Raw genomic sequence first — 22,253 nt, 5'->3', positions numbered from 1 at the left:
TTTGGCGGGTCGGGTTGGGCGACGCTATCCAGTTTGCGACATGTCCAGCCGGGGGCGGAGGCGGGCGGGGTCAGCCCTCCTGCCGCCGTGCGGTCAGGGTCACGTCGATTTCGACCGCGAACCCGACGCTGGCCTCATCCGGATAGCTGGGCCCGATCCCGAAATCGAGGCGCTGCACCGTGGCTCGGCCCGTCATCTCGGCCAGCCCCTCGGTCACGCTCAGATCGAAGGGCAGGGCGAGGGGCAGTTCGACCCCTTTGAGCGTCAGAAGCCCCGTGGCCATAAGCGGTGCATCGGAGCCCTCCGGTGCCGGGGCGATGGTGGCCGTGTAGGTCGCGGTCGGATGGGCCGTCGCGTCGAAGAACTCTGCCTCCAGCGCCTGTCCCGTGACCGAGCCGAGCGTCAGGCTGGGAATGGCCACGGTCACAGTTGTCTCGCCGGTCCGGGTCTCGGGGTCATAGGCGATCTCGGCGGTCCAATCCTCGAACGCGCCGGTGACCGGGGCGCTCAGCTGCGACACGGTGATGGACAGGGTGCCCGTCTCGACCTGCCAATCCGACGCCACCGCGGCCAGCTCCGCCCGGGCCACGGGCGCGGCGTCCTTGCCGTGATAGATCCCGAGCAGGCTGCCGACCCAAATCGCGAGGGCAAAGCCGGCGATCGCGCCGAGCGGCGGCAGGATATGGGTTGCGCGGTGGCTCGGCGCGGTCGGGGCCGGTGCCACAGCGCCGCCGCCAGGCAGCATCCGCGCCAGCGTGCCGTCCTTGTCGATGATCCGATGCTTCAGCGCCCCGGCAATATGGAGGGCCAGCGCGATCACCAGCACCCGTTCGAACACGATATGCAGCCCGGCAAAGAGATGCGCGACAGTTTCGGATTTCGGCACCATCGGCAGGTTTTGCCCAAAGGGCCACCAGATCGGCGCAAAACCCGTGGTGGCCGCGTGGTGGATCCAGCCCGAGAGCGGGACCAGCACCAGCGCGCCATAAAGCGCCCAATGGACCATCTCGGCGGCGAAGGTTTCCAGCCGCCGCTCGGGATGCAGCGGCGCGGGCTTGGGCTGCCGGATCATCCACGCGATCCGCACAAGGGCGAGGAAGAACACCGTGACGCCTAGGGTCTTGTGCACCGAGAAGAGCAGGGCCTTGCGGGCCAGTTGCTCACTGGTGTCGAAGGGCAGACCGTTGGCGATGATGCCCAGGGGGATCAGGGCGAGGATCGACAGCGCGGTCGCCCAATGGAGGGCTTTGGAAAGGCTGCCGTAGCTCTGGGCGGTGTTGCTGAGGGCCATTGTCCGTGCTCCGTTTCTGACTTGGCGGCAACCTAGTGGCTGCACGGCGCGGGATAAACGCCGGTCAGGCACAGACATTGTGCGGCGATAGCGACCTGTCGCCACCGATTGCACCAGCGCACGGGCTCGGGTAAGAGGCGGGACGCCAAATTCAGGGCCACATTCAGGAGTTCCCATGAGCCGAGCCTTCGTTTTCCCCGGACAAGGGGCGCAGACAATTGGGATGGGCCGCGACCTCGCGGAGGCCTATCCAGCCGCCAAGGCGGTGTTTGAGGAGGTGGATGACGCGCTGGGCGAGGCGCTCAGCACGCTGATCTGGGAAGGTGAGGCCGAGACGCTGACCCTGACGGCCAATGCCCAGCCGGCGCTGATGGCGACCTCGCTGGCCGCGTTGCGGGCGCTGGAGGCCGAGGGGCTCGATTGGGCCGAGACCGGGTTTGTCGCAGGGCATTCGCTGGGCGAGTATTCCGCGCTGGCCGCGGCGGGCGCGCTGAGCGTCGGCGATACGGCCAAGCTGCTGCGCACCCGCGGTCAGGCGATGCAGGAGGCCGTGCCCGTGGGCGTCGGCGCCATGGCGGCGCTGCTCGGGCTCGATTTCGAGGCAGTGACAGAGGTGGCCGCCGAGGCTGCCCAGGGCGAAATCTGCGAAGCGGCCAATGACAATGATCCGGGCCAGGTCGTGGTCTCGGGCCACAAGGCCGCCGTGGAACGCGCGGTGGAGCTGGCCAAGGCAAAGGGCGCCCGGCGCGCGGTTCTGTTGCCCGTGAGTGCACCGTTCCATTGCGCCCTCATGGGGCCGGCGGCCGAGGTGATGGCCGAGGCGTTGACCGCCGTTGATATTCAGGCCCCCCGCGTGCCGGTCGTGGCCAATGTCCGCGCGGCGGGCGTGGCCGATCCGGCCGAGATCCGCGCGCTGCTGGTTGAGCAGATCACCGGCTCGGTCCGCTGGCGCGAAAGCGTGAGCTGGATGGCCGGGCAGGGCGTGTCCGAGATCTGGGAGATCGGGGCAGGCAAGGCTCTGATCGGGATGGTCCGGCGGATCGATCGCGCCGTGGCCACCAAGGCGATTGGCACCTCGGCGGATGTCGTGGCTGCCCTCGGCGACAAGAAGGAAGACGCATGATGTTTGATCTGACCGGAAAAGCGGCGCTGGTGACCGGCGCATCCGGGGGTATCGGCGGCGCGATCGCACGGGCTCTGCACGGGCAGGGCGCGGTGGTTGGCCTGAGTGGGACACGCACCGAACCGCTCGAGGCGCTGGCCGCCGAACTGGGCGAGCGCGCCCATGTGCTGCCTTGCAACCTGAGCGATGCCGAGGCGGTCGAAGCGCTGCCCAAGGCGGCGATCGCGGCCATGGGCTCGGTCGATATTCTGGTCAACAATGCCGGGATCACGCGGGACAACCTGTTCATGCGCATGTCCGACGAGGAATGGGCGACCGTGCTCGAGGTGAACCTGACCTCGACCATGCGCCTGTGCCGGGGCGTGATGCGCGGCATGATGAAGGCCCGCTGGGGCCGGATCGTGAATGTAAGCTCGGTGGTGGGCGCCACGGGCAATCCGGGACAGGCGAATTACGCGGCCTCCAAGGCGGGTATGGTGGGGATGTCGAAATCCCTCGCCTATGAGGTGGCCAGCCGCGGGATCACCGTGAATGCCATCGCGCCGGGCTTTGTCACCACGGCCATGACCGACAAGTTGACCGATGACCAGAAGCAGAAATTGCTGGTGCAGGTTCCCTCTGCGCGGATGGGCGATGTGGATGAGATTGCGGCCGCGGCCGTCTATCTCGCAAGCCCCGAAGCAGGCTATGTGACGGGCACGACCCTGCATGTGAATGGCGGTCTCGCGATGCTCTGACGCGGGCTGCCGGTCTCCTGCGAAAGCGTTTGCCTTTGCCAAGTCATGTGTTATAGGCGGCGCAGTTTCGGAGCGGGGAACCGATCCAGCCGCTCGCGCGGGCTACCATCGTCGCCGATCGAGCGACATTGACGACACCGGGCAAAGACCCAAGAACACGAATGAGGACTAGGACATGAGCGACGTTGCGGATCGCGTGAAGAAGATCGTTGTTGAGCATCTGGGCGTGGAAGAAGGCAAAGTTGTCGAGAACGCTTCCTTTATCGACGATCTGGGCGCAGACAGCCTGGACACCGTTGAGCTGGTCATGGCCTTCGAAGAAGAGTTCGGCATCGAGATCCCGGACGACGCAGCCGAGACGATCCAGACCTTTGGCGACGCTGTCGGCTTCATCAGCAAAGCCAGCTGATCCTGTCAGCACACCGAGTTTTTCGAAACGGCGCCCTTCGAGGCGCCGTTTTCCATTTTTGAAGCGGGCTCGGGGCCCGGTTTCGTTCGCGTGATACCGCTGTTGCGGCGGCTTGCGCCTTGCCCCTCGGGGGGCGGCACGTGTATCAGGTGGCGAAACGAGAACACCTTTGAGGAATGCGCATGCGTCGGGTCGTCGTCACTGGATTGGGAATGGTTTCACCGCTGGCCAGCGGGGTCGAAGAGACATGGACACGTCTTCTGGCCGGGCAGTCGGGGGCGGGCACGATCACGCGCTTTGACGCGAGCCATCTGGCCACCACCTATGCTTGTGAAGTCCCCCGGGGCGATGGCAGCGACGGCACCTTCAACCCTGACGACTGGATGGCGCCGAAAGAGCAGCGCAAGGTCGATGAGTTCATCCTCTATGGGATGGCCGCCGCGGATCAGGCCGTGGCCGATAGCGGCTGGGCCCCCGAGGACGAAGAGGGCAAGCTGCGCACGGGTGTGATGATCGGCTCGGGCATTGGCGGGTTGCAGAGCATTGCCGAGACGGCGGTTCTGTTGAAAGAGCGTGGTCCGCGCCGGGTGTCGCCCTTCTTTATCCCGGGCGCGCTGATCAACCTCGTCTCCGGGCAGGTTTCGATCCGGCACGGGTTCAAGGGGCCGAACCATGCAGTGGTCACGGCCTGTTCCACGGGCGCCCATGCCATCGGGGACGCGGCGCGGCTGATCATGCTGGACGATGCGGATGTCATGGTCGCGGGCGGCGCGGAAAGCCCGATCAGCGAGATCGGGATCGCCGGCTTCAACGCCTGCAAGGCGCTGAGCACCAAGCGCGGGGACAGCCCCGAGACCGCCAGCCGCCCCTATGACGCCGATCGCGACGGGTTCGTGATGGGCGAAGGCGCGGGTGTCGTGGTTCTGGAAGAATACGAGCACGCCAAGGCGCGCGGGGCCAAGATCTATGCCGAGATCGTGGGCTATGGCCTGTCGGGCGATGCCTATCACATCACGGCCCCCTCCGAAGACGGCGAGGGCGGCGAGCGGGCCATGCGCGCAGCATTGGCGCGGGCCGGGATCGACGGATCGAAGATCGACTATATCAACGCCCATGGCACCTCGACCATGGCAGATGTGATCGAGCTGGGCGCGGTGGAACGTGTGCTCGGCGATGCGGTTGGTTCGGCCACCATGAGCTCGACCAAATCCGCAGTGGGTCATCTGCTGGGCGCGGCGGGGGCCGTTGAGGCGATCTTCTCGATCCTGGCGATCCGCGATCAGGTGGTGCCGCCGACCATCAACCTCGACACCCCTGCGGTGGAGAGCGCGCTGGATCTGGCCCCGAACGTCAAGCGGGAGCGCAAGGTGGATTACGCCCTGTCGAACTCCTTTGGCTTCGGGGGCACGAACGCTTCGCTTGTGATGGCGCGGGTCACAGACTGATGTGGCGCGCCCTCGCGTCCAACATGATGACGCTGCTGATCGTGGCGGCGGTCATGCTGATTGCGGTGATCGGGTGGGGGCAGCGGAGCTATGTGAGCACCGGGCCTCTGGACGCGCCGATCTTCTTCGAGGTGCCGCGCGGCGCGTCCCTGACCCGTGTGGCGGATGCGCTGGAGGCGGAGGGGGCGATTTCCTCGGCCACGATCTTTCGCCTTGGGGCGCAATATACCGAGCAGGCCGGGGATCTCAAATTCGGGAATTACGAATTGCCGGCGGGGGCCTCCATGGCGGAGGTTCTGGATATCCTGACCACCGGCGGGGCGGCGTCGTTCCGCTATGTGGCGACCTATTTCATCCGGGTGGATAGCGCCGAGACGCGGCTGACCGAGCGCAGCGCCGGGGATGGCAGTGCGGAGTTGGTCGCGCGGTTCGCGCCCGAGGACCCCTTGCCGGAGCCCTATGCGGCGCTGGTCGCAGCGGGCACGCCCATGGCGCACCGGATCTCGATCGCGGAAGGGGTCACCAGTTGGCAGATCATGGATGCGCTGCAGAAGGCGGATTTCCTGACCGGTGAGATCGGCGCGGTTCCGGCGGAAGGTAGCCTTGCACCGGACACCTATGAAGTGGAGCGCGGCGCGTCGCGGAGCGCAATTGTTGCACGTATGGCTGAGGCGCAGACACGGATCCTCGCCGCGGCCTGGGAGGCACGTGACCCGGAGATCCCGCTGGAGAACGCGGAGGAGGCGCTGATCCTCGCCTCGATCATCGAGAAGGAAACCTCGGTGCCCGAAGAGCGCGATGTGGTCTCGTCGGTCTTCGTGAACCGGCTCAATCGCGGTATGCGCCTGCAGACGGACCCGACTGTGATTTACGGGATCACCAACGGTGTCGGCACGCTTGGCCGGGGTTTGCGGAGAAGTGAATTGCGTGGGGCAACGCCCTATAATACTTATGTAATTCCCGCTTTGCCGCCGACCCCCATCGCCAATCCGGGGCGCGATGCGATCTTGGCCGCAGTGCAACCGGCGGAGACCGATTACATCTTTTTTGTCGCCGATGGGACCGGCGGCCACGCCTTTGCCCGGACCCTCGTGGAGCACAATGAAAACGTTGCCCGGTGGCGGGAAATCGAGCGGAGCCGTCAGGCAAACTAGGGGTGTTGCGCCCGGATGCGTTCGGTGGTGTTGCTACAACCTAAAGCAGAGTGCTTGACTTTGCGAACGCTCGAAAGTATACATTGTGTCAAGCTAGAAAAAGTGGGTAAGCGATCGGAGCCATCTCCGGTCGCTTTTTCTTTTACTCGTGCGGAAAGCCTGAGAGGCCTTTCAGCATGTACCAAGACTCCGAAAGCGGAGCATGCCGACCCGGCAGCTTTCTTGACGCGGCAGCAGACGAAGTCGTCTACCTGCGAAACTGTGTTCAATGCGCGATCGCGAAGGTCGAGCAGATGACACATACCGGTGAGCCGGATGGGACAGTCACAAAAGAGTTGCGCATCGTCCTCAAGGACCTGCGCGAGATATCCAGGATTGCCCTGAAAGAGGAGGATCGTCTTGCAGACGAACTCGCAAAGACAAACGGTGGCCTCCATGCAGGTGCCCTCGATCTCGAAGCAGCCAACGCTGAGATTGGGCGCCGACTGGCTGAGCTCCGAAGAGCCCGAAGTTACGGAGACGTTCCTGTCGAGCCTGAGTGAGCATGCCATTGCGGCCTTGCCCTATCTGTTCGAATTCTGGGCGTTGCCCCATCAGTTGCCGCCAGCCGATGTCTGGCGGACTTGGGTCGTGCTTGGGGGGCGCGGCGCGGGCAAGACCCGCGCAGGCGCCGAGTGGGTGCGCCGCGAGGTGGAGGGTCCGCGTCCGCTGGACCCGGGCCGCTCGCGGCGCATTGCCCTGGTGGGGGAAACCTATGACCAGGTGCGCGACGTGATGGTGCAGGGGGAGAGCGGGATCCTCGCCTGCTGCCCGCCGGACCGGAAACCGACCTGGGTCGCCACCAAGCGCCAGCTGGAATGGCCCAACGGCGCCACGGCGAAATGCTATTCGGCCAATGATCCGGAGGCCTTGCGCGGGCCGCAATTCGATGCGGCCTGGGTTGATGAGTTGGCAAAATGGCCCAAGCCCGATGAGACCTGGGACATGTTGCAGTTTGCCCTGCGGCTGGGGGAGCGGCCACGTCAGGTCGTGACCACCACGCCGCGGGCGGTGCCTCTGCTCAAGCAGATCATCAACCTGACCTCGACGGTGATGACCACCGCGCCGACGGAAGCCAACCGCGCCTATCTGGCGGCGAGTTTCCTCGAAGAGATCCGGTTGCGCTACGCAGGCACGCGTCTGGGGCGTCAGGAGTTGGACGGGGTGCTGCTCGACGATGTGGAGGGCGCGCTTTGGACCAGCGAGGCGATCGAGGCCAACCGGGTCGAGACCGTCCCGGTTCTCGACCGGATCGTGGTCGCGGTGGACCCGCCGGTCACCGGTCACAAGGGCTCGGATGATTGCGGGATCGTGGTTGCGGGCCTGATGGCCCAGGGCGATCCGCGCAATTGGAAGGCTTATGTCCTGGAGGACGCGACCGTGTCGGCCAAGACCCCGCTGCAATGGGCCGAGGCCGCCGTTGAGGCCGCTGCGCGCCATCAGGCGGAGCGGGTTGTGGCCGAGGTCAATCAGGGCGGCGATCTCGTCGAGACCGTCCTGCGTCAGGTCGATGACCTGATGCCTTATCGCGCCGTGCGCGCCACCCGTGGCAAGGCCGTGCGCGCCGAGCCCGTTGCCGCGCTCTATGAGCAGGGGCGGGTGAAACATGTTCGGGGGCTGGGGGATCTGGAAGACCAGATGTGCCAGATGACCAATCACGGGTTCAAGGGCAAGGGCAGCCCGGACCGGGTCGACGCGCTGGTTTGGGCGCTGACCGAATTGCTGCTGGATGCGCCCAAGCCGAAAGCAGACCCGCAGATCCGCACGCTGTAGCCGCCTGTCGCGGCGCGGTCGCACTTCATAAATCCCGCTCGGCCTCGGCCCGATCCCCGCTTGGGGACCGGGGTGTCGCCCTGCGCGCTCGTAAAAGGGAGCATCCTCGATGGTGTTCAATCTGTTTCGACAAAAGCAAGGCGTTCCGGCGACGGACGTTGTTCCCGAGACCAAGGCCTCGGCCACCGGCCGTGTCGTGGCCATGGGCAATTCCGGGCGCGTGGCCTGGACGCCCCGGGATTCCGGGTCGCTGACACGAAACGGATTTGCCGGGAACCCGGTCGGGTTTCGCGCGGTCAAGATGATCGCCGAGGCGGCGGCGGCCTTGCCGCTGAGCTTTCAGGATGCGGAGCGCCGTTATGAGCAGCATCCGCTGGTCTCGCTGCTGGCCCGCCCAAACCCCGGGCAGGGGCGTGCGGAGTTCTTCGAGGCGCTTTACGCCCAACTGCTGCTGAGCGGTGACGGGTTTGCCGAGGCCGTGTTCGGCAGCGCCGAGCTTCCGGCGGAGTTGCATGTGTTGCGCTCGGACCGGGTGCGGATCGTTCCCGGCGCCGATGGCTGGCCGGCGGCCTATGACTATAGCGTGGGCGCGCATAAGCACCGCTTCAAGGTGGAAGAGGGGCGCACGCCGATCTGCCATCTGCGCGCCTTTCACCCGCTGGACGATCACTATGGTCTCTCGCCGATGCAGGCGGCCGCCAGCGCGCTGGACGTGCATAATGCGGCGACCGCCTGGTCCAAGGCGCTGCTCGACAACGCGGCGCGGCCCTCGGGCGCACTGGTCTACAAGGGCGTCGATGGCGACACGACCCTGTCGCCGGAGCAGTATTCCCGCCTCGTCGACGAGATGGACAGCTACCATATGGGGGCGCGCAATGCCGGGCGGCCGATGCTGCTGGAAGGCGGACTCGACTGGAAACCCATGGGGTTCAGCCCGTCGGATATGGAATTCCAGAAGACCAAGGAGGCCGCCGCGCGCGAGATCGCGCTGGCCTTCGGCGTGCCGCCCATGCTTCTGGGGATCCCCGGCGATGCGACCTATGCCAATTACCAGGAGGCGCACCGGGCCTTTTATCGCCTGACGGTTCTGCCCCTGGCGCAGAAGGTCACGGCTGGGCTGGCGAACTGGTTGTCGGATCTGTCCGGTGAGGCGATCGCGGTGGCGCCGGATCTCGACAAGATCCCCGCGCTGTCCGCGGAGCGCGACGCCCAATGGGCGCGCATCGGCAACGCGGATTTCCTGAGCGACGCGGAAAAGCGCGTCCTGCTGGGCCTGCCGGCGGAAACGGATAGCGCGTCATGACGGACCGGCCCAAATCCTTTTCGGGGTCGCGGTTTCTCTATGACGCTTTTGATTGCCGGGCGACCAATTGCGCGCCCTCGCACAAGATCGAGGCCAATGAGCGCGTCGCCCAGGAGCGTTGGGACGCGCTGGAATACCGGCTCAACGCCATGAACGCGCTGCTTGCGCGTCTCGAGAAACGGCTTTGGCTGACGATTGTGGGGGTGGCGAGCGCAGTTCTCGCGGATGCCGTGCAGTCGATCCTGAGCACGCAATAGGAGCACTCCATATGACGCATGCGGAAAACGGGCCGGAGCTGTGCTCCGGGCTGGAGATGAAGTTTTGCCAGTTCGGTGACAACCCGCAGGACGGGGCGGTCGCCGAGGGCTACGCGATCGAGGGCTATGCGAGCCTGTTCGGGGCCGTGGATCAGGGCAATGACATCGTCGAGCGGGGGGCCTATGCGGCCTCGCTCAAGAAGCTCGCGGCGGGTGGTCGGCAGGTCAAGATGCTCTGGCAGCATGACCCGGCCCAACCCATCGGGATCTGGGACGAGGTCCATGAGGACGAGACCGGGCTGTATGTCAAAGGTCGTCTTCTGCCCGAGATTGCCCGGGGGCGCGAAGCGGCCGAGCTGATCTCGGCCGGGGCCCTGGATGGTTTGTCGATCGGCTATCGCACCAAGCGCGCCAGCAAGGACGCGCAGGGGCGACGCCATCTGACGGAGGTGGAGCTTTGGGAGGTGTCTCTGGTGACCTTCCCGATGCTTCCGGAGGCGCGGGTCGGCCAGAAAGCGGATGAGCTTTCTGGCGACTGGCGGTCTTTGGCGAGCGCGCTGCGTGCCGCTCGTGTGGCGCTGGGTGATCCGATCCTGGCGGATACCGACTTCGAAAAGGAGTGAAGAATGAGCGACAGCAATCCTACTGCCGTTCGCGCAGGACAAGCGGCTTCGGACGCCGTGGCGGACGGGACTACTCCGATCGCTGAAGTCACCGCAGAACTGACCGCCTTTGTGCGCGAAGTGACGGCCCAGAAAGCCGAGTTGAAATCCCGACTGAAACAACAAGAAGAGCGTCTTCTCATGCTTGATCGCAAATCCATTTCGCCTGCGCGTCCCGCGCTGTCCGGTGCCATCGAAGAGGCGGCCCCCCATCAGAAGGCGTTCGACGCCTATCTGCGCTCCGGCGACGACGACGCGCTGCGCGGGCTCGACCTGGAAGGCAAGGCCATGTCCACGGCCGTGTCGGCCGATGGTGGCTACCTCGTCGACCCGCAGACCGCAGACACGGTGAAGGCCGTTCTGAAGTCTCAGGCATCGATCCGCAGCATCGCGCAGATCGTGACCGTCGAGGCCACCTCCTATGACGTGCTGGTCGACCAGACCGAGGTTGGCACCGGCTGGGCCAGCGAGACCGCGAACCTGACCGAAACCGACACCCCGCAGATCGACCGGATCTCGATCCCGCTCCATGAGCTGGCCGCACTGCCGAAGGTCAGCCAGCGTCTGCTGGACGATGCCGCCTTCGACATCGAAGCCTGGCTCGCAGAACGCATTGCCGACAAGTTCGCCCGGTCCGAGGCCGCGGCCTTTGTCACCGGTGACGGTCAGGATAAGCCGCGCGGCTTCCTCGATCACACCAGCATCGACAATGATGTCTGGGCCTGGGGCAATCTCGGTTACGTGGTCACCGGTCAGGATGGCGAGTTCGACGCGGTCAACCCCGCAGATGCCATCGTGGATCTGGTCTACTCGCTCGGTGCGCGCTACCGCGCCAACGCGTCTTTCGTGATGAACTCCAAGACCGCCGGTGTGGTCCGCAAGATCAAGGATGCGGATGGTCGCTTCCTGTGGTCTGACGGTCTGGCCGCGGCAGAGCCGGCGCGTCTGCTGGGCTATCCGGTTCTGATCTCGGAAGACATGCCCGACATCGCGGCGGATTCCACTGCCATCGCCTTTGGTGACTTCGCGGCTGGCTACACCATCGCGGAGCGTCCGGACCTGCGCATCCTGCGTGATCCGTTCTCGGCCAAGCCCCATGTCCTGTTCTATGCCACCAAGCGCGTGGGCGGGGATGTGAGCGATTTCGCCGCCATCAAGCTTCTCAAGTTTGCGGTCAGCTAAGGCCCTGCGGCCAGCACCGTAGTTCAGTTCCGCCTCTTGGGGCGGATCGGTGGGCGTGCGTGAAAGAGGCGGCGTTGTCTAGCTTTTTTCCTCCGTCCGAGTAGCGCCGTCGCGCACGTCCACTACCGACACTTGAAGCCCTGATGGGAGCGCGGAAAATGAATTTGACAGAAGTATCGCCAGTGCCTCTCGCGGCCCTGCCGCTCGAGGCTTACAGGGACCACCTGCGTCTCGGGCGCGGGTTCTCCGACGACGAGCTTCAGGATGCCGTTCTGGAAAGCACGCTGCTTGCGGCGGTCTCAGCGATTGAGACGAGAACCGGGAAGGCCTTGCTGCGGCGATCGTTTCGCCTGCGGCTCGACGACTGGGAGGCGCCGGGCGTTCAGTCCTTTCCGCGCGGGCCTTTGCAGTCAGTTGCCAAGGTCGCGCTGGTTCAGGCGGACGGATCGGAGACCATCCTGGCGGACGGGTCGTACTATGTGCTGGCTGACACGTTTCGGCCGGGGATCAAGGCGATCACCAGCTTTCCCAAAGTGCCCATGGGTGCTTTCGTGGAGATCCGGTTTGACGCCGGATACGGCGCCCAGTGGGACGCGATTCCGGACAGTCTGGCGCAAGCCGTTCTGATCCTCGCGGCTCATTTCTACGAGACACGGGACGGGCTCGGGACCCGCGGCCTGCCGCGCATGGTGCGCTCGCTGATCGAGATGTTCCGGGATGTCCGCATGTTCGGAGGGCGTCCGAGATGACGCCGAAACTGACCCGGAAGCTCACGCTTGAGGCGCGGGTGCAGACCTCTGACGGCGCAGGTGGGTTCACCGAGAGCTGGGAAGAACGCGGCACGCTCTGGGCCGAGGTCAAGCACCGGACGGGACGTCAGGTGCGGGGCCGTCCGGCGGCCTCGGTCTCGCTGACCTCCTATCGGATCCTTGTGCGCGCGGCGCCCTTCGACAGCCCGAGCCGCCCCAAGCCCGAGCAGCGCTTTCGCGAGGGGGCCCGGATCTACCGCATCCTTGCGGTGGCCGAGGCAGATCCGCAGGCGCGGTTCCTGACATGTTTCGCAGATGAGGAGGTTCCGGGATGAGTTATGCCTTGTCCAGCGCCCTGCAGGCGGCGGTCTATGGCGCGCTGATTGCGGATCCGGCTCTGCAATCGCTTGTGGGAGACGCGGTTTATGACGCGGTGCCCAAGGGCACGCTGCCCGCGACCTACATCACGCTGGGACCGGAGAATGCCGTGGCCCGTGCGGATCGCAGTTCGGCGGCCACGCGCCATGATTTCGTGGTGAGCGTGCACACGGAAGCGGACGGTTTCCAGACCATCAAGGATGTGGCGGCTAGTGTCAGCGACATTCTGGTCGATGCACCACTGGCCTTGAGCCGTGGATCGCTCAGCACGCTCGAGTTTCTGCGCGCCAAGGCGCGCCTCAGTACCAACGGTCAGATGCGCCAGGTGGACCTGTGGTTCCGCGCGCGTCTCGAAGATGACTAACCCCCAGATTTGGAGAGCCCAATGGCTGTGCAAAAAGGCAAAGACCTTCTGATCAAACTCGACATGACCGGAACGGGTCAGTTCGAGACCATCGCCGGTCTGCGGGCCACGCGGATCACCTTCAACACCGAGACGGTGGATGTCACCTCGCTGGAGAGCGCGGGCGGCTGGCGCGAGCTTTTGGGCGGCGCGGGCGTCAAGAGCGCGTCGATCTCGGGTTCGGGCGTGTTCCGCGACGAGAACACCGATGAACGCGCGCGGCAGATCTTTTTCGACGGTGAGGTGCCCAATTTCCAGGTGATCATCCCTGATTTCGGCATTGTCGAAGGGGCGTTCATGATCACGGCGATCGAATATGCGGGCAGCCAGAATGGCGAGGCCACCTATGAGATGACCATCGCCTCTGCCGGTCAGCTGACCTTCAACGCGATCTGATCCCCATGGCCAATCCCTATGCCGGAGAGGTGACGCTGACCGTGGATGGTGAGCGTCACGCCATGAAATTGACGCTCGGGGCTCTGGCCGAGCTGGAAGCGGATCTGGGTGCGGAATCCCTGATTGCGGTCGTGGACCGCTTCGAGGCAGGCCGCTACCGGGTGCGCGACGTGCTGCTTTTGCTGAATGCAGGTCTGCGCGGCGGCGGCTGGACAGGTCAGCTTGAGGATCTCGCAAATGCCGAGATCGAGGGCGGTCCGGTGCATGCGGCGCGCAGCGCGGCCCTTCTGCTCGCGCGGGCCTTTGCGGTCCCGCAAGGGACGGGCGCGCCATGACCGAGTTCGACTGGCCTGGATTGCTACGGCTCGGCCTGTCCGGGCTCAAGCTGAAACCGGATGAGTTTTGGGCGCTGACGCCAGTCGAACTCCTTCTGATGCTTGGAGCGGAGGGGGGCGGGGACGCACCGCTCGGACGCGCGCGTCTGGAAGAATTGGTCCGGGAGTTCCCGGACAGGACGGAGGACACCAAAGATGACGGATTTTGACGAGATCGAGGGCTTTGACGCGCGGATGGCCGAGCTGGAGCAGACGCTGGGCGATGCCACGGCGGTTGCCAGTGCCTTTGACGCGGAGATGACCCGGGTGCGCGACAGCATGCTCTATACCGAGCGTGAGGCCGCCTCGCTGGGCACCAGTATCGGCGGTGGCCTGCGCCGGGCCTTTGACGGTCTGGCGTTTGATGGCCTCAAGCTGTCCGACGCGCTGAAGACTGTCGCGCAATCCATGGTGGACGCGGCCTACAACACCGCGATGAAGCCCGTCCAGCAAGCGCTGGGCAACAGCCTGTCCTCAGGCATCAACAGTGTCTTGTCGGGGGTTTTGGGGTTCTCCCATGGCGGCAGCTTTTCGCAGGGGCGGGTGATGCCCTTCGCCAAGGGCGGTGTCGTGACCTCGCCCACGACCTTTCCGATGAAGGGCGCGACCGGCCTGATGGGCGAAGCGGGGCCAGAGGCGATCATGCCCCTGGCACGCGGCGCGGATGGCCGCCTCGGCGTACGCGCCAGTGGCACCAGCAACACTCGCCCGGTGCAGGTGGTGATGAACATCTCCACGCCCGATGTGGATGGGTTCCGTCGCTCGCGCAGCCAGCTTGCCGCCGATATGGGCCGCGCGCTGACCCTTGGCCAGCGGAACCGATAGGAGCCCGACATGCAGTTTCATGAAGTGAGATTTCCCGCCAATCTGAGCTTTGGCTCCACCGGTGGGCCGGAACGGCGCACCGAGATCGTTGCGCTGGCCAATGGATTTGAAGAGCGCAATACGCCGTGGTCCCAGTCCCGTCGCCGCTATGACGCGGGGGTGGGGATGCGGTCTCTGGACGATATCGAGCAGCTCATCGGGTTTTTCGAAGCGCGCCAGGGTCAGATGTATGGCTTTCGCTGGAAAGACTGGTCCGATTTCAAAAGCTGCGCTCCTTCGCAGGAGGTGCAGTTCGACGATCAGGTCATCGGCAGCGGCGATGGCGAGACCCAAGCCTTCCAGCTTGTTAAGAATTACCGGTCCGGGAGTCAGTCCTATGGACGAGTGGTCACCAAACCGGTGATTGGCTCGGTGCGGGCCGGGGTGGACGGCGTCGCCCTCTCGGAGGGTGTGCATTACGAGATCGATACGGCGCAGGGGCTAGTGATGTTTGCCGAGGCCCCGGCCACGGGCGCTGCGGTGACCGCCGGGTTCGAGTTCGACGTGCCGGTGCGATTTGACACTGACCGGATCCAGACCTCGGTCGCGTCGTTTCAGGCGGGGGATATCCCGTCTGTGCCGGTTGTGGAGTTGCGGGTATGAGCGGCGCGGACAGCGCGCTGCTCGCGCATCTGGCCACAGGGCTGACGACGGTGTGCCGTTGTTGGCGCGTGGCGCGTCAGGATGGTGTGGTCTTTGGCTTCACCGATCATGACCTGCCCCTGAGCTTTGAGGGCACCACCTTTGTGGCCGATTCCGGTCTGTCGGCGGCGGCACTGCAGCAATCCACAGGGCTGTCGGTGGACAATTCCGAGGCGATCGGAGCGTTGTCGGATGCTGCGATTTCAGAGGATGATATCCGGGCCGGCCGTTTTGATGGAGCCGGGGTCGAGATCTGGCTGGTCAACTGGACCAATCCCGAGGAACGCGCGGTGCAGTTTCGCGGGATCCTTGGCGAGGTGCAGCAGATCGATGGCGCGTTTCGTGCCGAGCTGCGCGGCTTGGCCGAGTTGCTGAACAAGCCCCATGGGCGGGTTTATCAGCGAGACTGTACCGCTGTGCTTGGCGATGCAGCCTGTGCGCTGGATGTGAGCGATCCGAAATTCTCTGTCGAGGCGGAGGTCACGGCCCAGAGTGAAGGCCGGGTGTTCTCCTTTGATCCGCTTGAGGCGTTTGACTTGAGCTGGTTCGAGCGCGGACGCTTCATCGTGCTCAGCGGGGCAGCGGCAGGTTTGCATGCGCTGATCAAGAACGACCGGTGGCTTGATGGGCGACGGGATATCGAAGTCTGGGAAGCGATCGGGCAATCCATTGTGCCGGGGGATCGTGTCCGCTTGATTGCCGGATGCGACAAGCGGCACGACACGTGCCGGTTCAAGTTCCAGAACTCCGAGAACTTTCAGGGCTTTCCCTACATTCCTGGGGATGACTGGCTTCTCAGCTATCCGGTCCAGGGTGGTCAGAATGACGGCGGGAGCCTGCGCGGATGAGCAATTCCGATCGCATCGTGGCGGAGGCCCGGCTTTGGCTCGGCACGCCCTATATCCATCAGGGATCCGTGCGCGGGGCCGGGGCCGATTGCCTGGGCCTGCTGCGCGGTGTCTGGCGCGAGGTTTACGGCGCGGAGCCGGAAGCTGTGCCGCCCTATACGGCAGACTGGTCCGAACCGCAGCGAGAAGAGATCTTGTGGGAAGGGGCCAAACGGCATCTGCGCCCGAAGCCTCTGGCGGATGCCGCCCCGGGCGATGTGCTGCTGTTTCGCATGCGCGCAGCGGGGGTGGCCAAACATCTGGGTATTCAATCCCGGGCCGGGGCCGCGCCGCGTTTTATCCACGCATATTCCGGGCATGGCGTGACTGAAAGCCCGCTCTCGGCGCCTTGGGCGCGCCGGATCGCGGCGCGATTTGCCTTTCCCGAAGGAGACTGAACATGGCCACACTTGTCTTATCCGCAGCCGGTGCTGCGATCGGGTCGTCGATTGGCGGGGCTGCGTTCGGCCTGTCGGCGACGGTGATCGGTCGGGCCATCGGGGCGACCATTGGTCAGGCCATCGATCAACGCCTGCTCGGCAGCGGCTCTGCCGCGATCGAGACTGGGCGGATCGACCGCTTTCGGCTCTCGAATGCCAGCGAAGGTGATGTGATCCCGGTGATCCATGGCAAGATGCGGGTGGCAGGTCAGATCATCTGGGCGTCGCGTTTCCAGGAGACGTCCACCTCGCGCGGGGGCGGCAAAGGCTCGCCCGCGCGTCCCAAAGTGACCAACTATACCTATACGGTCAGCCTAGCGATTGGTCTGTGTGAAGGCGAAATCCAGAGCGTGGGCCGGATCTGGGCCGACGGGGTCGAGATTTCGCAGAGTGACCTGAACCTGCAGGTCTACTACGGCACCCGCGATCAGGCCGTTGATCCGAAGATCGAAGCGGTGGAAGGCGAGGGGGCTCCGGCGTTCCGTGGCACGGCTTATGTCCTGATCGAGGATCTGGATCTCGGCCAATACGGCAACCGCGTGCCGCAATTCAGTTTCGAGGTCCATCGCCCGGCGCAGCCCGACAATGCCGAATTGCCGCTTGCCGCGCGTGTGCCGGGCGTCGCGATGATCCCCGGAACCGGTGAATACGCGCTGGCCACAACCCCGGTGCATTGGAGCGAAGGGCCGGGTGCCAACAGCTCGATCAACATCAATTCACCGGGCGGGGAGACGGATTTCAACGTCTCGCTGCAAAACCTCGAGCGGGATCTGCCGGCGTGTGACTCCGTCTCGCTGGTGGTGAGCTGGTTCGGGGATGACCTGCGCTGCGATACCTGTGAGCTGCGCCCCAAGGTCGATCAGAAGCGTTATGACGGGGTGCAGATGCCCTATCGCGTGGGCAATCGCTCGCGTTACGACCTTGAAGAGATCGTGCGGATTGACGACGCGCAGATCTATGGTGGGACGCCCTGCGACCAATCCGTGATCCAAGCCATTCGGGGCTTGCGGACTGCGGGCAAGAGCGTGGTTTTCTACCCGTTCATTCTCATGGATCAGGTGCCGGGAAATACGCTCCCGGATCCTTACAGCGGCGAGGAAGGGCAGCCGGTTCTGCCTTGGCGGGGGCGGATCACGACCTCTCGCGCGCCGGGTGTCGAGGGCTCACCGGACGGCACTGCGGCTGCGGAGGACGAAGTGGACGCGTTCTTCGGAACGGCGTCGGTCTCGAGCCTGTCGGTTGCCGACAATGGGGTGAATTGGAACGCGGTCGACTGGAAGTACCGTCATTTCATCCTGCACTATGCGACGCTGTGCAAGGCAGCGGGTGGGGTGGATGCGTTCTGTATCGGGTCGGAAATGCGTGCCCTCACGCAGATCCGCGGCGCCGACAATGCCTTTCCCGCGGTCGAGGCCTTGCGCACTTTGGCGGCAGATGTGCGCGCGATCCTCGGTCCAGAGACCAAGATCGGCTACGCGGCCGATTGGTCCGAGTATTTCGGGTATCACCCGCAGGACGGGTCGGGAGACGTGTTCTTCCATCTTGATCCGCTTTGGGCCGATGAGGATATCGATTTCATCGGCATCGACAACTACATGCCGCTGTCGGATTGGCGGGCGGGGATCGATCACCTCGATGCGGTTTACGGAAGCATCTACGACCAGGATTACCTTCAGGCAGGGGTCGCCGGTGGCGAGGGCTATGACTGGTATTACGCCTCGGAGTCGGACCGCAACGCGCAGATCCGGACCCCGATTGAGGATGGTCTGGCCGACGAGCCCTGGGTCTTTCGGTACAAGGATCTGGAGGGGTGGTGGTCGAACACGCACCATAACCGCGTGGCGGGCGTGCGGTCGGCGACCCCGACGGCTTGGGAGCCGCAAAGCAAGCCTTTCTGGTTCACCGAGATCGGCTGTGCCGCCATCGACAAGGGCACAAACCAGCCCAACAAGTTCATCGATCTGCGGTCGTCGGAATCCGCAAGGCCGCGCTATTCCGACGGACGTCGGGACGACATGGTGCAATACGCTTATTACGATGCGATCCTGAGCTACTGGAACCAGCCGGAGAACAACCCCAGTTCGACCCAGTATGACGGGCAGATGCTGGATACGTCCCGGATCCACGCATGGGCCTGGGACGCACGGCCCTGGCCCGCCTTTCCGAACAACAGCACGCTGTGGGCCGACTCGCCGAACTATGCCCGCGGTCACTGGATCGGGGGGCGGATCACGGCGCAAACTCTGGCCGAAGTCGTGCGGGAGATCTGCAATACCTCCGGCGTGACCGAGGTGGATACCTCTGAGCTCTTCGGGCTCGTTCGGGGATACATCGTCGACAACATCTCGACGGCGCGGGCGGCCTTGCAGCCACTGATGCTGGCCCATGGGTTCGAAGTGGTCGAGAAAGCGGGCAAGCTCGTGTTCCGCAGTCGGCGCGAGGAAGAACCGGCGGAGATCGATCCGGACCGTCTGGCGCTCGAAGGGGATGCGGAAGGCGTCTTGCAGCTGACGCGTGCACCGGATGCCGAGCTCGCCGGGCGGGTGCAGTTGCGCTACGTGGAAGAGGGGGGCGACTATGCCACTCGTTCTGCGGAAGCGGTCTTTCCCGATGACACGCTGCAGACGGTGTCCCAATCGAGTTTCCCGATGTCGCTGACCTATTCCGAGGGCAAGGCGATCGTGGAGCGATGGCTTGCAGAGTCGCGCGTGGCCCGGGATACGGCGCGTTTTGCCTTACCCATGTCGCGGTCCGACATTGCGGCAGGGGATACAGTCGAGTTGATGGGGGCCGAAGGCGCCCCGGCACTGTACCGGGTGGACCGGCTGGAAGAGGGCATCGTTCGCAGTCTTGATGCGGTGCGGGTCTCTGGTGCGGTCTACACACCCAGCGACTCCGTCGAGGAACTGCCGCCGGCGCGGAGTTTTGCCGCGCCTGTGCCAGTTTTCCCGGTCTTCATGGACCTGCCCCTGATCACGGGGGATGAGGTAGAGCATGCACCACGTCTGGCGATCACCGCCAAACCCTGGCCGGGCAGTGTCGCGGTTTATAGCTCGCCGGAAGATGCAGGCTATGAGCTGGAGCGCTTCATCGGGGATCCGGCGATGCTCGGGGTTACCCAAACGGTTCTGGAGCGGGCGGAGCCCGGCGTCTGGGATCGGGGACCGGCGCTGCGGGTGAAGCTGACCACAGGCCAGCTTTCCTCGGTGAGCCCGGAAGCGGTGCTGCGCGGTGCGAACCTGATGGCAATCGGCTCGGGTGAGCCCGGGGGTTGGGAGTTGTTCCAGTTCGCCGAAGTGGATCCGGTTGACCCGGGGGTCTTCGACCTGACCATGCGGTTGCGTGGGCAGCAGGGTACGGATGCGGATATGCCCAATGCCTGGCCCGAAGGCAGCCTGGTCGTTTTGTTGACGGAAGCTGTGGAGCAGATCACGCTCTCGTCGCAATCCCTTGGTTTGCCACGTCACTATCGGATCGGTCCCGCGCAGAGGCCCATCGATGACCCGAGCTACGTCTACCTCGCGCCGACCTTTGCGGGGATTGGACAGCGGCCCTATGCACCTGCTCATCTGAAAGCGACCCAAGGGACATCCGGCGTCGAGGTGAGCTTCATCCGTCGAACGCGGGTCGATGGCGACCGCTGGGATCTCAACGAGGTGCCCTTGGGCGAGAACCGCGAGCAATATGTCCTGCGGGTCAAATCGATGGACGAGGCGGTGCAGCGCGAGGTGACCCTGAGCGACCCGAGCTGGGTCTACACAACGGAAATGCAGGCTTCGGACGGGCTCTCGGCGCCCTTCATCATCGAAGTCGCACAGGTTTCGGACCGCTTTGGGCCGGGCGCAATTGGAAGGATGATCTTCGATGGTTAAGAGCGCAAATCTCGAACTGCCGCTCGTGGAAGCGGCGCAGGCGCAGAAGCACGTCACGGTGAACGAAAGCCTGATCCGGCTGGATGCGGTGGCACAGCTTGTTCTGCAGTCGATCAGCGAGATCACACCGCCGAGCGATGCGTCCGACGGGGAGGTCTATGCCATTCCCGCCGGGGCGGAGCCGCCCTGGAACGCAGCGACAGGGCAACTGGCTCTGCGCAGCAATGGCGGCTGGGAATACATCACCCCGCGCGCCGGTTGGCAGGCCTGGATCGTGGAGGAGCAGGGGATGTTCCGCTTCGATGGTACCGATTGGGTCGCTCTCAGCCTCGGGAGCGCGGTAGGCCCGCAGCTCAAGACGCTGAGCTTCGATCATGTGGTCACCGCGGGATCGAGCCAGCTGACCAGTGCACAGATCCCGGCCAATGCGTCGGTGATCGGTGTTACAGGACGTGTGATCTCCGAAATCACCGGGGATCTGACGTCTTGGCGTCTGGGGGTGAGCACGTCAGATAATCGGTATGGTTCAGGTCTTAGCACGGGTCTGAATGGATATGTTCATGGGCTCACCGGGCAGCCGCAGACTTACTATAGCGCGACACCCCTGCAGCTGACCGCAGAAGGGGGGGATTTCGCTGGAGGGACCGTGCGGCTCGTGGTGCATATGATCGAGCTGGGCATTCCTGCGCTGGTCTGATGCCTCCGGTAAGTCTTGAGGATCTGGTCGGGATGGCCATGCGATTGCCTGCGCTGTCCCGGCCGTCCCGACATGCGCTGTGTCTCAACCTGTTTGAGGCGCGCCATATCCGGCACAAGATCCGCAAGAAACTGGGGCCGCGCGCCGCTACGAGGGTGTCCTTGCCGGTTTTGCCTATCGGGACTGTTGTGCCAGTTCAGCATGGGATGACAGAACCAGTTCTTGAAAATCTATCTATTGTGATCAATGCCTTGTCGCACTGGCGTGCGGCCCAGGCTGCGCGCGGAAACCCGCGCTGTTCTTCGGGGTCCTTGTATGAGCAGGGCAAAATCCCTAAACCATTAAGGAGACAGACCCGGAGATCGCGTCATGCCAGAAACGTCAACAACCCTGAAAGCCATCGATCCGGTTTGGGATCGCATTGGGGATGAAGCCCGCCTTGCGGTGCAGGACGAACCGCTTTTGGGCGGGTTGGTGCATTCGAGCATTCTCCATCACAAGACATTTGAGGACGCGTTGTCCTTTCGGATCGCGCTGAAGCTGTCCTCTGGTGAGATGTCCGAGCAGATGATGCGCGAGTTGGCCGATGCGGCTTATCGGGACGACCCGAGCCTGGGGGCTGCGGCGCGTGCGGATGTGGTGGCGGTGTATGAGCGTGACCCTGCATGCCATCGCTTTCTGCAGCCGCTGCTCTTTTACAAGGGGTTTCAGGCAGTGCAGGCGTATCGGGTGGGCCATTGGCTTTACCGGCAGGGGCGTCGCGACCTGGCCTATTTCGTGCAGATGCGCGTGAGCGAAGTGTTCGGTGTCGATATTCACCCGGCGGCCCGGATCGGGCAGGGGATCATGATCGACCATGCCCATTCCATCGTGATCGGGGAGACGGCCGTGGTCGGCGACAATGTCTCCATGCTGCACTCGGTGACACTGGGCGGAACCGGCAAGGAAGATGACGACCGTCACCCGAAAATCGGCGATGGTGTTCTGATCGGGGCCGGGGCCCATGTGCTGGGCAATATCTCTATCGGCTATTGCTCGCGGATTGCCGCGGGTTCGGTTGTGCTGCGCGACGTGCCCCCTTGCAAAACAGTAGCGGGTGTTCCGGCTAAGATCGTCGGGGAGGCCGGGTGTTCCCAGCCTTCCGTGACGATGGATCAATTGATCGGAGCGTCCTGA

Annotated in this window: 24 protein-coding genes; 23 read left to right on the top strand and 1 reads right to left on the bottom strand. The window is 64.4% G+C overall.

Annotated elements, in window-relative coordinates:
* Window positions 1-70: 70 nt before the first annotated feature.
* Complete coding sequence (locus ACP150_RS12370) at window positions 71-1,291, bottom strand: cytochrome b/b6 domain-containing protein (RefSeq protein WP_424966945.1); 1,221 nt, start codon at window positions 1,289-1,291, stop codon at window positions 71-73.
* Window positions 1,292-1,466: 175 nt separating this feature from the next.
* Here ACP150_RS12370 and fabD point away from each other — a divergent pair, with 175 nt between their 5' ends.
* The 23 genes from fabD (at window position 1,467) to cysE (ending at window position 22,253) form a co-directional block, all read left to right on the top strand.
* Window positions 1,467-2,414, top strand: coding sequence for an ACP S-malonyltransferase (gene fabD / locus ACP150_RS12365; RefSeq protein ID WP_424966944.1), 948 nt, complete (start codon window positions 1,467-1,469; stop codon window positions 2,412-2,414).
* Complete coding sequence (gene fabG, locus ACP150_RS12360; RefSeq protein WP_424966970.1) at window positions 2,414-3,151, top strand: 3-oxoacyl-[acyl-carrier-protein] reductase; 738 nt, start codon at window positions 2,414-2,416, stop codon at window positions 3,149-3,151. The genes fabD and fabG overlap by 1 nt, the downstream gene beginning before the upstream one ends.
* 175 nt (window positions 3,152-3,326) lie before the next feature.
* Window positions 3,327-3,560, top strand: coding sequence for an acyl carrier protein (locus ACP150_RS12355; protein WP_424966943.1), 234 nt, complete (start codon window positions 3,327-3,329; stop codon window positions 3,558-3,560).
* Between the two features lie 182 nt (window positions 3,561-3,742).
* The gene (gene fabF, locus ACP150_RS12350; protein ID WP_424966942.1) at window positions 3,743-5,005 is read left to right on the top strand and encodes a beta-ketoacyl-ACP synthase II; all 1,263 of its coding nucleotides are present in this window, start codon (window positions 3,743-3,745) and stop codon (window positions 5,003-5,005) included.
* Entirely contained in the window at window positions 5,005-6,159 is a 1,155-nt protein-coding gene (gene mltG, locus ACP150_RS12345) for an endolytic transglycosylase MltG (RefSeq protein ID WP_424966940.1), read from the top strand. The genes fabF and mltG overlap by 1 nt, the downstream gene beginning before the upstream one ends.
* Window positions 6,160-6,594: 435 nt before the next feature.
* A complete protein-coding gene (locus tag ACP150_RS12340) occupies window positions 6,595-7,971 on the top strand; it encodes a DNA-packaging protein (protein ID WP_424966969.1) in 1,377 nt (458 codons plus the stop codon).
* A gap of 109 nt (window positions 7,972-8,080) precedes the next feature.
* Window positions 8,081-9,274: a phage portal protein gene (locus ACP150_RS12335; protein WP_424966939.1), complete on the top strand. Its 1,194-nt coding sequence runs from the start codon at window positions 8,081-8,083 to the stop codon at window positions 9,272-9,274.
* The gene (locus ACP150_RS12330; protein ID WP_424966938.1) at window positions 9,271-9,531 is read left to right on the top strand and encodes a GTA head formation protein, RCAP_rcc01685 family; all 261 of its coding nucleotides are present in this window, start codon (window positions 9,271-9,273) and stop codon (window positions 9,529-9,531) included. The genes ACP150_RS12335 and ACP150_RS12330 overlap by 4 nt, the downstream gene beginning before the upstream one ends.
* Window positions 9,532-9,587: 56 nt before the next feature.
* Window positions 9,588-10,154: an HK97 family phage prohead protease gene (locus ACP150_RS12325; protein ID WP_424966968.1), complete on the top strand. Its 567-nt coding sequence runs from the start codon at window positions 9,588-9,590 to the stop codon at window positions 10,152-10,154.
* 3 nt (window positions 10,155-10,157) lie between these two features.
* Window positions 10,158-11,375, top strand: coding sequence for a phage major capsid protein (locus ACP150_RS12320; RefSeq protein ID WP_424966937.1), 1,218 nt, complete (start codon window positions 10,158-10,160; stop codon window positions 11,373-11,375).
* A gap of 158 nt (window positions 11,376-11,533) precedes the next feature.
* Window positions 11,534-12,124, top strand: coding sequence for a head-tail connector protein (locus ACP150_RS12315; RefSeq protein WP_424966936.1), 591 nt, complete (start codon window positions 11,534-11,536; stop codon window positions 12,122-12,124).
* Complete coding sequence (locus ACP150_RS12310) at window positions 12,121-12,459, top strand: phage head closure protein (protein WP_424966935.1); 339 nt, start codon at window positions 12,121-12,123, stop codon at window positions 12,457-12,459. The genes ACP150_RS12315 and ACP150_RS12310 overlap by 4 nt, the downstream gene beginning before the upstream one ends.
* On the top strand, window positions 12,456-12,866 hold the full coding sequence (locus ACP150_RS12305; RefSeq protein WP_424966934.1) for a DUF3168 domain-containing protein: 411 nt from the start codon (window positions 12,456-12,458) through the stop codon (window positions 12,864-12,866). The genes ACP150_RS12310 and ACP150_RS12305 overlap by 4 nt, the downstream gene beginning before the upstream one ends.
* Before the next feature lie 21 nt (window positions 12,867-12,887).
* On the top strand, window positions 12,888-13,301 hold the full coding sequence (locus tag ACP150_RS12300) for a phage major tail protein, TP901-1 family (RefSeq protein WP_424966933.1): 414 nt from the start codon (window positions 12,888-12,890) through the stop codon (window positions 13,299-13,301).
* A gap of 5 nt (window positions 13,302-13,306) precedes the next feature.
* Window positions 13,307-13,636, top strand: a complete 330-nt coding sequence (locus ACP150_RS12295; protein WP_424966932.1) for a gene transfer agent family protein — start codon at window positions 13,307-13,309, stop codon at window positions 13,634-13,636.
* Window positions 13,633-13,845: a rcc01693 family protein gene (locus ACP150_RS12290; RefSeq protein ID WP_424966931.1), complete on the top strand. Its 213-nt coding sequence runs from the start codon at window positions 13,633-13,635 to the stop codon at window positions 13,843-13,845. The genes ACP150_RS12295 and ACP150_RS12290 overlap by 4 nt, the downstream gene beginning before the upstream one ends.
* Window positions 13,832-14,500: a phage tail tape measure protein gene (locus tag ACP150_RS12285; RefSeq protein ID WP_424966930.1), complete on the top strand. Its 669-nt coding sequence runs from the start codon at window positions 13,832-13,834 to the stop codon at window positions 14,498-14,500. The genes ACP150_RS12290 and ACP150_RS12285 overlap by 14 nt, the downstream gene beginning before the upstream one ends.
* 9 nt (window positions 14,501-14,509) lie before the next feature.
* Window positions 14,510-15,142 carry a phage distal tail protein, Rcc01695 family gene (locus ACP150_RS12280; protein ID WP_424966929.1) on the top strand — a complete coding sequence of 211 codons (633 nt, stop codon included), beginning with the start codon at window positions 14,510-14,512 and terminating at the stop codon, window positions 15,140-15,142.
* Window positions 15,139-16,029 carry a DUF2163 domain-containing protein gene (locus tag ACP150_RS12275; RefSeq protein ID WP_424966928.1) on the top strand — a complete coding sequence of 297 codons (891 nt, stop codon included), beginning with the start codon at window positions 15,139-15,141 and terminating at the stop codon, window positions 16,027-16,029. Before ACP150_RS12280 ends, ACP150_RS12275 begins: the two co-directional genes overlap by 4 nt.
* A complete protein-coding gene (locus ACP150_RS12270) occupies window positions 16,026-16,466 on the top strand; it encodes an NlpC/P60 family protein (RefSeq protein ID WP_424966927.1) in 441 nt (146 codons plus the stop codon). The genes ACP150_RS12275 and ACP150_RS12270 overlap by 4 nt, the downstream gene beginning before the upstream one ends.
* A 2-nt stretch (window positions 16,467-16,468) precedes the next feature.
* Window positions 16,469-20,380: a baseplate multidomain protein megatron gene (locus ACP150_RS12265; protein ID WP_424966926.1), complete on the top strand. Its 3,912-nt coding sequence runs from the start codon at window positions 16,469-16,471 to the stop codon at window positions 20,378-20,380.
* On the top strand, window positions 20,373-21,077 hold the full coding sequence (locus ACP150_RS12260) for a DUF2793 domain-containing protein (RefSeq protein ID WP_424966925.1): 705 nt from the start codon (window positions 20,373-20,375) through the stop codon (window positions 21,075-21,077). The genes ACP150_RS12265 and ACP150_RS12260 overlap by 8 nt, the downstream gene beginning before the upstream one ends.
* A 369-nt stretch (window positions 21,078-21,446) precedes the next feature.
* Window positions 21,447-22,253, top strand: a complete 807-nt coding sequence (gene cysE, locus ACP150_RS12255) for a serine O-acetyltransferase (RefSeq protein WP_424966924.1) — start codon at window positions 21,447-21,449, stop codon at window positions 22,251-22,253.

This window comes from Dinoroseobacter sp. S375 (genome assembly GCF_049800775.1).
Taxonomy (GTDB): Bacteria; Pseudomonadota; Alphaproteobacteria; order Rhodobacterales; family Rhodobacteraceae; genus Dinoroseobacter.
Note: the sequence above shows the minus strand (reverse complement) of the source record. Positions and strands in the feature narration are given on the sequence as shown.

Bases quoted from the DNA above. Each gene is read 5' to 3' on its own strand.
- ACP150_RS12370 (WP_424966945.1), bottom strand. From the start codon at position 1,291: ATGGCCCTCAGCAACACCGCCCAGAGCTACGGCAGCCTTTCCAAAGCC.
- fabD (WP_424966944.1), top strand. From the start codon at position 1,467: ATGAGCCGAGCCTTCGTTTTCCCCGGACAAGGGGCGCAGACAATTGGG.
- fabG (WP_424966970.1), top strand. From the start codon at position 2,414: ATGTTTGATCTGACCGGAAAAGCGGCGCTGGTGACCGGCGCATCCGGG.
- ACP150_RS12355 (WP_424966943.1), top strand. From the start codon at position 3,327: ATGAGCGACGTTGCGGATCGCGTGAAGAAGATCGTTGTTGAGCATCTG.
- fabF (WP_424966942.1), top strand. From the start codon at position 3,743: ATGCGTCGGGTCGTCGTCACTGGATTGGGAATGGTTTCACCGCTGGCC.
- mltG (WP_424966940.1), top strand. From the start codon at position 5,005: ATGTGGCGCGCCCTCGCGTCCAACATGATGACGCTGCTGATCGTGGCG.
- ACP150_RS12340 (WP_424966969.1), top strand. From the start codon at position 6,595: ATGCAGGTGCCCTCGATCTCGAAGCAGCCAACGCTGAGATTGGGCGCC.
- ACP150_RS12335 (WP_424966939.1), top strand. From the start codon at position 8,081: ATGGTGTTCAATCTGTTTCGACAAAAGCAAGGCGTTCCGGCGACGGAC.
- ACP150_RS12330 (WP_424966938.1), top strand. From the start codon at position 9,271: ATGACGGACCGGCCCAAATCCTTTTCGGGGTCGCGGTTTCTCTATGAC.
- ACP150_RS12325 (WP_424966968.1), top strand. From the start codon at position 9,588: ATGAAGTTTTGCCAGTTCGGTGACAACCCGCAGGACGGGGCGGTCGCC.
- ACP150_RS12320 (WP_424966937.1), top strand. From the start codon at position 10,158: ATGAGCGACAGCAATCCTACTGCCGTTCGCGCAGGACAAGCGGCTTCG.
- ACP150_RS12315 (WP_424966936.1), top strand. From the start codon at position 11,534: ATGAATTTGACAGAAGTATCGCCAGTGCCTCTCGCGGCCCTGCCGCTC.
- ACP150_RS12310 (WP_424966935.1), top strand. From the start codon at position 12,121: ATGACGCCGAAACTGACCCGGAAGCTCACGCTTGAGGCGCGGGTGCAG.
- ACP150_RS12305 (WP_424966934.1), top strand. From the start codon at position 12,456: ATGAGTTATGCCTTGTCCAGCGCCCTGCAGGCGGCGGTCTATGGCGCG.
- ACP150_RS12300 (WP_424966933.1), top strand. From the start codon at position 12,888: ATGGCTGTGCAAAAAGGCAAAGACCTTCTGATCAAACTCGACATGACC.
- ACP150_RS12295 (WP_424966932.1), top strand. From the start codon at position 13,307: ATGGCCAATCCCTATGCCGGAGAGGTGACGCTGACCGTGGATGGTGAG.
- ACP150_RS12290 (WP_424966931.1), top strand. From the start codon at position 13,633: ATGACCGAGTTCGACTGGCCTGGATTGCTACGGCTCGGCCTGTCCGGG.
- ACP150_RS12285 (WP_424966930.1), top strand. From the start codon at position 13,832: ATGACGGATTTTGACGAGATCGAGGGCTTTGACGCGCGGATGGCCGAG.
- ACP150_RS12280 (WP_424966929.1), top strand. From the start codon at position 14,510: ATGCAGTTTCATGAAGTGAGATTTCCCGCCAATCTGAGCTTTGGCTCC.
- ACP150_RS12275 (WP_424966928.1), top strand. From the start codon at position 15,139: ATGAGCGGCGCGGACAGCGCGCTGCTCGCGCATCTGGCCACAGGGCTG.
- ACP150_RS12270 (WP_424966927.1), top strand. From the start codon at position 16,026: ATGAGCAATTCCGATCGCATCGTGGCGGAGGCCCGGCTTTGGCTCGGC.
- ACP150_RS12265 (WP_424966926.1), top strand. From the start codon at position 16,469: ATGGCCACACTTGTCTTATCCGCAGCCGGTGCTGCGATCGGGTCGTCG.
- ACP150_RS12260 (WP_424966925.1), top strand. From the start codon at position 20,373: ATGGTTAAGAGCGCAAATCTCGAACTGCCGCTCGTGGAAGCGGCGCAG.
- cysE (WP_424966924.1), top strand. From the start codon at position 21,447: ATGCCAGAAACGTCAACAACCCTGAAAGCCATCGATCCGGTTTGGGAT.